This is a genomic window from Pseudomonas sp. GL_103, assembly GCF_057835175.1.
Window position 1 is genome coordinate 1199380 of sequence record NZ_CM174420.1, and the last position, 10772, is coordinate 1210151.

The following is a 10772-nucleotide window of genomic DNA, read 5'->3' on the forward strand; positions in this document are numbered from 1 at the left end:
TCAAGCGCAGGCAGGAAAGACGGTAAGCCCGCGCTGCCTGTCACTGTCAATGACTCGCTTGAGACCATGCCATGGAAGAGCAATCCGTACCGATGTTGAGCAATCGCCCCAAAGTTTTGCTGGTGGATGATGAGGAGTCGATCCTCAACAGTCTGCGTCGCCTGTTGCGCGGCAAGCCCTACGAGGTGCTGCTGGCCACCAGCGGTGCCCAGGCGCTGGAAATCATGGCGTTGCAGCCGGTGGATCTGGTGATGAGCGATGCACGCATGCCCAATATGGACGGCGCCACGTTGCTGGCCCATGTCCGTCAGCGCTATCCGGCAACGATGCGGATCATGCTCACCGGTTATGCAGACCCCTCGGCGATCATCAAAGCCATCAATGAAGGGCAGATCCACCACTACATCAGCAAACCCTGGAATGACGACGAAATGCTCCTGACCCTGCGACAGGCCCTGGACCACCAGCATTCGGAGCGTGAGCGCCAGCGCCTGGAACAATTGACCCGGGTGCAGAACGACCAGCTCAAGTTGCTCAACAGCACACTGGAAAAACACGTCGCCGCCCGCACCGCCGAATTGCAGCAGACCGCCGACATGCTCGACCTGGCTTACGAGGAGCTCAAGCACAGTTATGTCACCGGCACCGAGGTGTTTTCGCTGTTGGCCAACCTGCGCCTGCCACCGGCCAAGCAGACCAATGGGCAGATCATCGAACTGGTGCGCGGCTACTGCACGGAACACGGGCTGGACGAAGCCGCCAGCCGCGACCTGACCATGGCGGCCGCTCTGTACAACATCGGCAAGCTGAGCTGGTCCGACAGCATGATGGTCACCCCTTCGGATCTGCTGAGGCACACTGACCGTGACCGTTATCGTGGCTATCCGAAGCAGAGCGAATCGCTACTGATGACCCTGGACCCGATGAAGGATGCGGCGCGGTTGATCCTGCACCATCAGGAACGCTGGGACGGCAGCGGTTTCCCCGACCGGCTCAAGGGCGAAGCCATTCCGTTCGGATCGCGATTGCTGAAGCTGGCGGTCGACTTCGTCGAGTTGCAGCGAGGATTGATTCTCGAACGACAGATGAACAGCGACGAAGCGCTGCTCTACCTGCGCCAGTACGCCGGACGGCTTTACGATCCTGACCTGCTCGAAGATTTCATTAAGGTATGCATCACATTCCTGAGCGATATCACCCTGGCCGATCCGCAGATCAAGGTCCTGACCACCCGGGAACTGATGGCCGGGATGGTGCTGGCGCGCAATCTCAACGCCGATAACGGCATGCTTCTGCTCAATGCCGGCAAGGTGTTGAACGGCCCTCTGGTGGAAAAACTGATCGCCTTCGAAGCCATGGAAAGCGGCAAGTACAGGATTTTCGTGAAGGTCTCGCAGGATACGCCGCAGCTGCTTCAGGCCAAGGCATGACGGCGGACGGTCGGACATGGGATCCTTGTGATTTCCATCAGGGTCCATGGCTGACACATGACATCTGCATCCGCTGTTTCACCGCGCATTATCCATATCGCCGCCGCCCTGCTGATCGGCCCTGATGGCCGCACACTGTTGGTACGCAAGCGCGGCACCACGGCGTTCATGCAGCCGGGCGGCAAGATCGAGCCCCATGAATTGCCGGTCCACGCCCTGGCCCGGGAGCTGGAAGAAGAACTGGGTCTGGACATCGACCCGGCGCAGGCCGCTTACCTCGGTCATTTCTCGGCACCGGCCGCCAACGAGCCGGGCTTTGTCGTACACGCCGAGCTGTTTCAGCTGAAGATCCATTCGGATGTCACCCCGGCGGCGGAGATCGAAGAAGTGCTCTGGATCGACCCGGCCACCGACGGCGGTGTCAGCCTGGCGCCATTGACACGGGACCTGATCCTGCCGTTTTATCGAGCATCGCTGACCGCGATCGCCTGATCATTACGCAAAGGACCTCGCCCATGATCCCGCTTCAAGACCTGCTGATTTTTGCTGCTGCCGCGTTGCTGATGGTACTGACGCCGGGGCCGAACATGATCTACCTGATCTCCCGTTCGATCTGCCAGGGCCGCAAGGCCGGGGTGATCTCGCTGCTTGGGGTGGTTGCTGGATTCTTCGTGCACCTGTTTGCTGCGGCCGCCGGTTTGACCGCGGTATTCCTGGCGGTGCCGATGGCCTATGAGGTGTTGAAGTGGGCCGGTGCGCTGTACCTGTTGTGGCTGGCCTGGCAGGCGGTCAAACCCGGTGCGCGCTCGCCGTTCGAGGCGCAGCAGCTGCCACCGGATTCGTCGCGCAAACTGATCACCATGGGCTTTCTGACCAGTGCCCTGAACCCGAAAATCGCGGTGTTCTATCTGTCGGTGTTTCCGCAGTTCATCACGCCGGAGCACGGCTCGGTGTTCAGCCAGAGCATCATCCTCGGCCTGACCCAGATCAGCGTCAGTTTCTGCGTCAACCTGCTGATCGCCATGTTTGCCGCGGGCATCGCCTCGTGGTTCGTCAGCAATCCGACCTGGCTGGCGATGCAGCGCTACTTCATGGGCTTCGTGTTGTCGGCGCTGGCGCTGCGCTTGATGCTTGAGCAAAAACGGATGGCCTGAGGATGTGGATCGAACGACTGGATGCCAGCCATGCCCTGGACTACCGGGCGCTGATGCTCGAAGCCTACGACCTGCACCCGCAGGCCTTTACCTCGAGCGTGCGTGAGCGGGCGGTGATGCCGCTGAGCTGGTGGGAGTCGCGCCTGACCGGCAAGCTGGACGTGGTGCTCGGGGCGTTCGAAGAAGGCCGGTTGGCCGGCATCGTCGGCCTTGCGTTCGAGCCACGGGAAAAGGCCCGGCACAAGGTGACGCTGTTTGGCATGTACGTGACCGCCAAGGTCCGCCAGCGCGGGCTCGGCCATCAACTGGTTCAGGCGGCATTGGCCGAGGCGCAGAACCACGCGGGTTTGCGCCTGATCCAGTTGACCGTCACCGCCGGCAACGATGCCGCGTTCAACCTCTACCAGCGCTGCGGTTTCGTCCAGTTCGGGCTTGAACCGATGGCGGTGCGGGTGGGGGAGGACTATTTCGACAAGATCCACATGTGGCGCGAGCTCTGAAGTCACCGCTGATCCCCTGTGGGAGCGGGCTTGCTCGCGAAAGCGGTGGGTCAGGCAACATCAATCTTGAATGTTATGCCGCCTTCGCGAGCAAGCCCGCTCCCACATTTGTACAGTTTTCCTTCATTAAGAAATCAGCGAACAGCACTAACCCCGTCCAGCGTCGAAAACGACGTGTCCTTGGCCGTCAGCAGGAAGTCGCGCATGTACGGCGCATCAAGCATGTCGGCGCGGATCGCCGCATACAGCGTGGCGAACAAGCCTTTCTCACCCAGTCGCTTGGCCTTCACATAACCTCGCGAGCTGTATTCATGCAGTGCCCAATGGGGCATGCCGCACACGCCGCGACCGCTGGCCACCAGTTGCATCATCATCACCGTCAGTTCCGAGGTGCGGACCTGGGCCGGTTCGATGTCGGCGGGTTCGAGGAAGCGGGTGAAGATGTCTAGCCGGTCGCGTTCCACCGGGTAGGTGATCAGGGTTTCCGGGAGCAAGTCTTCGGGGACGATATAGGCCTTGCTGGCCAGGCGGTGCTGGTTGGCCACCGCGAGCATCGCTTCATAAGTGAACAGCGGTACATAGGTGATCCCGGCCAGGTCCACCGGATCGGAGGTCACCACCAGGTCCAGGTCGCCGCGGGCCAGGGCCGGCAGCGGGGCGAAGGAAAACCCCGAGGCCAGGTCCAGCTCGACTTCCGGCCAGGCGTCGCGGAACTGGTCGATGGTCGGCATCAGCCACTGGAAGCAACTGTGGCATTCGATGGCCATGTGCAGACGACCGGCGGTGCCACCGGCCAGGCGACTGATGTCTCGCTCGGCGGCGCGCAGCAGCGGCAGGGTGGCGTCGGCCAGTTGCAGCAGGCGCAAACCGGCGCTGGTGAAACGCACCGGTTTGGTCTTGCGCACGAACAGCGGCATGCCCATGCGCTCCTCCAGTTCCTTGAACTGATGGGACAGGGCTGACTGGGTCAGGTGCAGGCGATCGGCCGCATCCACCAGGCTGTCGGCTTCGCGCAGGGCGTGCAGGGTCTTGAGGTGACGGATTTCAAGCACCGGGGGCTCCATGAGGAAAATTTGTCGATAAATCGAAAAGGTTGAGTTTGTCTCATGTTGATGCCGCTGTCGACCACCAGCACGGCGGAGCACATTGCGTGCCCCGCCGTTGCTGCTTCACAGTGTGGAAAAGTGTTTGTTGCCCAGCGGTTTGCCGATGTCGCCGCGCCAGATCGCCTCGACCGTACCGCCACTGGCGGCCACGTCCTTCTGCCATTGCAGGCCCAGGTTGCGTTGTTCCGGCAGTTTCAGATGGCCTTTGACGAAGTCACTGAACTGAGGCTTGGCCGAGGTGTAGTGGAAGTGTGCGTACCACAGGGTTTGCGCCGGTTCGCTGCGCAGGTCGCGCACCTCGTACTCCTGGAGGAAATCCCGTCGTCCGTCCGGGCGTTTGCCCAGGTCGCGCAAACCGCCTTCCTTGCGGATATCCACCACTTGCTGTTCAAGCAGATAGTCCAGATAACCTTCGGTCGGGGTTTTGCTGTTCATGCTTTGATCGATGCGCAGGGTGTGCCCCGTGCGCAGCATTTCATCCGCCCGAGTGCGCAGTTGCAGCGCCACGGCCTCGGCGGGGGACAAGCGTTCGATGGCCTGGGCGCGCAGGGTCAACTCCGCCGCTTCGCTGCTCATCATGTGTTCCAGGTCGACGGGCAGCATGTTTTGCTGTGCATAGCCTTTGACTTTGTTGGTATAGGCGTCCGCGGCCCCCAGCCTTTTTCTGGCTTCTGTCAGCAGCGGCCTGACATCGGTCGGCAGCATCGGTTGCGCGGAGACGGCGGGTTCACTGAGGTGATATTTACCGTTGGAGCGGGGCAGCCAGGTTTCCGTACGGCCATCGACCCCTTCGATGGTGAAGCGCTGTTGCCGAGTCACGACATCGGTACTGGGCTCGCCAATCAGCAATCGGTTGTCTTCAGTCTCGAACAGTTGTTTTCCGGTGCTTTTTGTCGGAGGTGGGGTTGCTGATCGATTTCTGATGGCATTGCGGGCGAATGTTTCCATCTGGTCGAGGTTATCCAGAAACAAAGTGACTTGCTCCAAGTCCAGGTGCTGCGGATAGCCCAGCGTCCAGGCGCCGAGCTGGCGACGGAATTGGGTGTAGATGTCCAGGCAATCTTCGAAAACCCTGGTGCGCTGGACGACGCTGGAGCGTACTTGCGGCAGCTGATGTTGGGTCAGCAAGGCGCGTCCGACCTTCTCGCGGGACTTTTTCAACTGTACGTGGAAGTACGTCCACGACAGGTCGTCGACAGCGTCGTAGTGGGTGATGGTTTCCAGAACGTGCGCTGCCTTCAGGTAGCGGTAATTGGCATCGCTGTACGACTCGTTCAAGAGCTTCATGATCTGGGCCATGATCTCTTTGTGCTTGGGTCGGGTGATTCGGCGGTACCATTGGTTGGCTGCTTCGACGGCCTGGTGTTGCTGGTCGAATTCCTGGAGAAAAGCTTTTCGAACCGTCTTGCGCTCGGCCATCAGTTTCAAATGGGCGGAGGTATCGTTGACCGGTGTCGTGTCCGAACGGGCGATCAGTTGTTCGATCCGGTCGAGGCTTTCCAGCAGTCGCTCCCTGGCCAGGCCGATCCTGCGGTCCAGGCGGTCGACGACAATCCAGGCGCAGCGGCTTTGAATATCAATGATTTGGGCGCGATTGTTGCCATGACTCAACACCATCAGCTCTTCAAGGGTCTGGTACAAAGCCTGTGCGTTTTCGATATCGTCCAGGCAGGCAAGGTCGACACCGGGGCGAGCTGCCGGGCGCTGCGCGGGCGCAATATCGTAGTAGCCCTGCACCAGGCTGTTGTTCTTGCGGGTCTGGGCATCGAGGCGCCGGGTATAGGCATCGGCGGTGTTTTTCAGGGTCAACTGCCGACGCAAGGCCCGATCCGTCCACCAGCGTGGCAGCCAGCGGCGAATGGCGACCGGCCAGAGTGGGTCCAATCCATCGGCCATGTGCCCAAGCACCGTGCCACCGCCCACGCCGCCGCCTTCGATCACGGTGCCGTATGCCGCGTAGTGGGTGTTCCAATGGCCGGATTCATCGAGGGCAACCGGCTGTTTGTAGGTCCGGCTGCTGGTGCCGCTCAAGCGCCAGCGGGGTGGTTGGCCTTCCAGCTCGATGCGATAGATTCGCCCTTGGCTGACCATGAAATGGCCGTCAGCGTGGCGATACACCTGACGATAGAGGCCCTCGGTGCCCGGTTGCAGACCGGCGAGGGAGATCATCTGTTCGTATTCATAGCCCTTGAAACGTTCCAGGGTTCGTTGTGCCTGGCGCTGAGTCGAACTGCGCAGGGCGCCGACGCTTTTGCTGACGGCGCGCAACTGGCGCTGGCGGGTGATGGCAAGCGCTGCCGAAGGTGCTGCACCGGCGCCGGGCAGCACATCCATGGCCGCGTCGATCAATGACAACAGCACCGCTTCGACCTCGGCCAGCCCGTGGCCAACATCACCGCGCAGGAAGGCCGCCACCGCCAGGTTGGCGCTGTTCCAGGCGTCGTACAGGGCGATGGTCGTACCAACGAAAGGCAGCATACCCACAGCCATTTTCAGGTAGTTGAACATCGCACCTGACTTCAGGGCGACTTGCTCCAGGTACAAAGCGTCGTTGGAGCGCGATGTTGCTCGATGAGCCTCCAACAAACGGCCCATGTGTACGTTCAGCAGATGCGCCGCCAGGGAGGTGCGGGATGGCCAAGGCGTACCGACACCGATCAGGCCGTCGAAGTTTCTCACTCGCGCCTCGTTGATTCGGCTGACGTGACGGGCTAACTCTCCGGTCAAGGCCCGTCCGGCGAGATAGGTGACCATCGAACTTCGCAGGCAATCGTTGAACAGCCGCATTCGTGCCTGCTCAAGGCTGTCGAACTGGCGCACAAACACGCCGTCCGGGCTGTCCGGCAGGTAGAGCAGGGTCAGGCCACTGATCCGTTCGACAATGAAGGTCACGCCGGACAGGGTGCTCGGCCCCTGGCCAGGTGTATCGCTGCCGCCGACTGTCAGGTGCGCCGGCAGCAGTTCGATGCGTTTGCCATTGGCGCTGAAGGCTTCACGGCTGCTGGCATCGATGGCAATGTCCAGGACCTGTTGGCCATCGGCATTGATGTCTTTGGCGAGCGCGGCGAACTCGCCTTGCAGGCGCAGCATCAGGCGCCAGGGTTCGCTCAGGCATTCGTGGCGGTATTCATTGCTGAAGGCCGGCGCGGTCGAGGTGCCGAGGAAGGTTTCACGGATCAGCGTTTCATACTGTCCGGCCAGGTCCAGTTCGGTGACCATCTTGCGCAGCCAGGTCGGGGTGATGCCGTTTTTCAGCTTCTGTTGATCTGTTTCCTCGCCGCCGCTGGTCTCCACTTGCATGAACGACAATCGCCACGACATCGCCTGATCAATGTTGCTTTGCGCCAGGTCGCCGAGGGACAGCTTGCTGCGCTGCTCGCTGGCGACCAGCACATTTTCCTGGGGTGTTCCCGGTGCCGCACCCTCGGTGACGACCTTGCGCCAAGTGGTGGAGTCAGGCACGTCCAGTAGCACGTCAACGTTGCGGGTCAGGCCGAACGCCTGGCTCAGGTGGGCATCAATGGCCTTTTTGCTGAAGGCGTCGCGGGGCGGCAACTCGCGCTCCAGCCATTCATGGGAGCGCTTCATGGCCGTGATGTAGGACTTGAGCAGCGTCTTGATCCGCTCACGTTGCTCGGCGGACAGGGTGCCGTGCCACGCCGGCAAGCGTGCGGCCAGCGCACCGCTGTGAACTTGCTCGACAATGTGCTGGTGCGCCAGCTCCCGGGCTGCGGGAACAGGAGCCGTCAGGCAGGCGAGGGTCTGCTCGCGCAGCTTTTCCAGTTCCGTCTGGCGTTGACTGGCGCGAGATGGAACCGGGTTGGCGGTCAGCAGCCGGGCCACTTCTTGTACGCAGCTGTGAAGCTGGTTCTGCAAGGCGTATTCGAACGGGTTCGCAGTCAGCGGCAGCAGATGCAGTGCTTGAGTGCTGTCGTTGGCCGCCAGTTTGAACAGCGTCTGTTCCAGCGCCTGTCGAGAGGCGAACCGTTGCAGGCCACCGAAGCGTCCGGGCCAGTAGAGCAACAGGGTTTCGGTCGAGGACGGCAGCAAGGCCGACGGCCGGGAAAACAGCAATACACCGTCCAGTTCCCGGGTTTGAGTGCCGGTGGTGCCACCTTCGGTGTCCGTCATCGACAATACCAGGCGCGCCACCACCACCCCGTCCGGGCGTGGTTGATCCGGTGCGTCCAGCACGCTGATCAGCCATTGATGTTCCTCGTGGCTGATCTGGTTCAGGCTCAGTTGCAGTCCTGCTTCGGCGCGCAGGCCGTCCAGGCGTGCCTGGTAAAGGGCGGCGTAGTGCGGGCGGTTTTTGTGGTTTAGTTCCAGCATTTTCTGCGCACTGTCGCTGTGCAGCAGCGCGGTTGCGGCGGTGGTGCTGGCCTGCTCGGCGTTGGTGAGGGCGTCCATTTGCTGTTGCAGACGCTGCAGACGCGGGTCGGTGTGGTCGCCCTGAAACTTCTCGCCCAGCAAGGCATTCAGTGCAGTGCGCTGTTGCGCCAGTGCCTGGCGACGGATGCCTAGTGGAATATCGGGGCTCAACTGGCCGAACAGGACACCGTCGTCGTTGGTATCCGCGTCCGACAGGGTGGCGGGCGGGGCCAGGATCAATTCGTGACGCGGCCGATCGGCAGGGGTGACAGGCAATCGTGCCCACAAGGATTCAGCGCTGGTCTGCAGCACGCTGCGCTCAAGCACTGTGTAATAGACCCTGAGGGTGCCTGTCGGTAGACGGGGTTGGTCGAACATCTGCGGCTGATGTTCGATCAGCCACCTTTCCATATCGACACGGTTCTCGAAGGTCATCCAGACGGATGGCAGGGAAGGCAAGTACAGAAATTGAGCGACCGGTTGGGGCGTGTCCCGGGTGATGACCAAGGCACCCGATAGTTCGATTGACAGGCCTTTGTCATCCTTGAACTGCATTTGCTCGACGTAAACCCGTGGAGTGGCAGGCGTTGCTGTCTGCACGGGCGGGTCGATGATCGCCTGTAATGTCTCGATCTGTTCGGCTTGCAGAATGCCCTGGGCAAAAGCCCATTGGCTCGATGCCTCGAAATGTTGGCGGTACAAGCGGTTGGCCTGTGCCTTGCGCGACTGATCCGTACCGCGCGCGCGGGCATTCCACCAGGTGCTGGCGAGTGGCGACTGCGGGTTTTGCGCCATAAGCGCCCGCCACTGCTCACAGCAATCATTCCAGCGTTCCGAGGCGCTCAGAGTCAGGCTTTGATCCGGGTTCGCGGGCAAAGGGAAGGCAAGGCCGAAATCGGCCGTCAGGGGGGTGGTTTCGTCAACCATGACGATGAATCTCCAGAAGACCGGGCCATGCCGGCGGTACGGGCATTAGGAGACAGTCGTCAAAAGGGCGGGTGGTACATAGTTATTGCGCGGCTGAATCTGACGTCTGATGACCGCTCGGCACTCTTCATCAAACTGTCATGGAACTGTGGCAGCGCGCTTGAACAAACTTCATCAGACTCGCGCTCTACTGGGGTTCTGCGTTTTGGTGTTTTTTCATGGGTGCTTCATTCCTTTCACGAATCGTATTGTTGGCCGCGCTGTTTTTCGGCCTGCCGTCCATGGCGGCTTCGCGTTGTGACGTCAATGTTCCGACCGAACGGGTGGATCTGGCCCAGGTAAGCCTGGCGTACCAGAGCATCGGCCGTGCGTCCGATCCGGCCTTGCTGTTGGTGATGGGCCTGGGCGGGCAATTGATTCACTGGCCGGACGAGGTGGTGGTCGCCCTGTGCCAGCAGGGGTTCCGGGTGATCCGCTATGACAATCGCGATGTCGGCCTGTCGACCTGGCGGCAAGCACCGGCCGAAGCCAACCTGACCTTCGAAGTGCTGCGTTACAAACTCGGATTGCCGGTGTCGTCGCCGTATTCGCTGACCGACATGGCCGACGATGGCCTGGGGCTGATGGACGCCTTGCACATCGACCAATTCCACGTGTTGGGCGCCAGTATGGGCGGGATGATCGCCCAGCACATGGCGGCCATGGCACCGCAACGGATCGAGAGCCTGACCCTGATCATGACCACCTCCGGCGCCGAAGGCTTGCCGGCGCCGAGTGCGGCGCTGGTGCAGTTATTGTCCCGGCGCGGCGCACCGAACCGCGAAGTGGCCCTGGAGCAGCAGGCCGACCTGTTGGCGGCATTGGGCAGCCCGATGGTCACCGACGATCGTCAGGCGCTGCTGCATCAGGCGGCGCAGTCCTATGACCGGGCGTTCAATCCCGAGGGCGTGAAACGCCAGATCATGGCCATTCTTGCCGAGCCGAGCCGGGTGACCCTGCTCAATCAGTTGCGGGTGCCGGCGCTGGTGGTGCATGGCACGGCCGACCCGCTGCTGCCGGTGATGCACGGGGTGCATCTGGCGGCGCATCTGCGTGGCAGTCAGTTGGTCTTGATTCCGGGCCTGGCCCATCGCTTCCAGGAGGCGTTCAAGGCGCCGTTGCTGGGGGCGGTGTTGCCGTACTTGCGCGAGCACCGTGAAGACACTTCGCACTGGGCGCAGATCGAGCCTGTGGCCGATCGCAACCTCCTCTAACCGCTCAATCCCCTGTAGGAGCGCCGGAGGC

7 protein-coding genes are annotated in these 10772 nt (G+C 61.6%); 5 read left to right on the plus strand and 2 right to left on the minus strand.

Annotated features, from left to right (window positions below; translation table 11 throughout):
- The first annotated feature begins 71 nt into the window (after positions 1–71).
- From nosR to AC3IP0_RS05350, 4 genes are read left to right on the plus strand one after another with little or no spacing between them, the layout of a single operon-like run.
- Entirely contained in the window at positions 72–1430 is a 1359-nt protein-coding gene (gene nosR / locus AC3IP0_RS05335; RefSeq protein ID WP_489326823.1) for a response regulator c-di-GMP phosphodiesterase, NosR family, read from the plus strand.
- 57 nt (positions 1431–1487) lie between these two features.
- On the plus strand, positions 1488–1922 hold the full coding sequence (locus AC3IP0_RS05340; RefSeq protein WP_489326825.1) for an NUDIX hydrolase: 435 nt from the start codon (positions 1488–1490) through the stop codon (positions 1920–1922).
- 23 nt (positions 1923–1945) lie between these two features.
- Positions 1946–2584 (plus strand): LysE family translocator, encoded by a 639-nt coding sequence (locus AC3IP0_RS05345; protein ID WP_489318535.1) that lies wholly within the window; start codon positions 1946–1948, stop codon positions 2582–2584.
- Positions 2585–2586: 2 nt separating this feature from the next.
- On the plus strand, positions 2587–3084 hold the full coding sequence (locus AC3IP0_RS05350) for a GNAT family N-acetyltransferase (protein ID WP_489318536.1): 498 nt from the start codon (positions 2587–2589) through the stop codon (positions 3082–3084).
- Positions 3085–3218: 134 nt separating this feature from the next.
- Here AC3IP0_RS05350 and metR read toward each other — a convergent pair whose 3' ends face one another.
- Both metR and AC3IP0_RS05360 read right to left on the minus strand, forming a co-directional pair.
- Positions 3219–4136: a transcriptional regulator MetR gene (gene metR / locus AC3IP0_RS05355; RefSeq protein ID WP_007985733.1), complete on the minus strand. Its 918-nt coding sequence runs from the start codon at positions 4134–4136 to the stop codon at positions 3219–3221.
- Between the two features lie 117 nt (positions 4137–4253).
- Positions 4254–9488: a dermonecrotic toxin domain-containing protein gene (locus AC3IP0_RS05360; RefSeq protein ID WP_489326826.1), complete on the minus strand. Its 5235-nt coding sequence runs from the start codon at positions 9486–9488 to the stop codon at positions 4254–4256.
- Between the two features lie 218 nt (positions 9489–9706).
- On the opposite strand from AC3IP0_RS05360, the gene AC3IP0_RS05365 reads away from it, so the two are divergent.
- Entirely contained in the window at positions 9707–10741 is a 1035-nt protein-coding gene (locus tag AC3IP0_RS05365) for an alpha/beta fold hydrolase (RefSeq protein ID WP_489326827.1), read from the plus strand.
- The last annotated feature ends 31 nt before the right edge of the window (positions 10742–10772 follow it).

Excerpts from the sequence above, each read along its gene's own strand:
- AC3IP0_RS05365 (WP_489326827.1), top strand. The coding sequence starts at position 9,707 with ATGGGTGCTTCATTCCTTTCACGAATCGTATTGTTGGCCGCGCTGTTT.
- AC3IP0_RS05345 (WP_489318535.1), top strand. The coding sequence starts at position 1,946 with ATGATCCCGCTTCAAGACCTGCTGATTTTTGCTGCTGCCGCGTTGCTG.
- AC3IP0_RS05340 (WP_489326825.1), top strand. The coding sequence starts at position 1,488 with ATGACATCTGCATCCGCTGTTTCACCGCGCATTATCCATATCGCCGCC.
- AC3IP0_RS05350 (WP_489318536.1), top strand. The coding sequence starts at position 2,587 with ATGTGGATCGAACGACTGGATGCCAGCCATGCCCTGGACTACCGGGCG.
- AC3IP0_RS05360 (WP_489326826.1), bottom strand. The coding sequence starts at position 9,488 with ATGGTTGACGAAACCACCCCCCTGACGGCCGATTTCGGCCTTGCCTTC.
- nosR (WP_489326823.1), top strand. The coding sequence starts at position 72 with ATGGAAGAGCAATCCGTACCGATGTTGAGCAATCGCCCCAAAGTTTTG.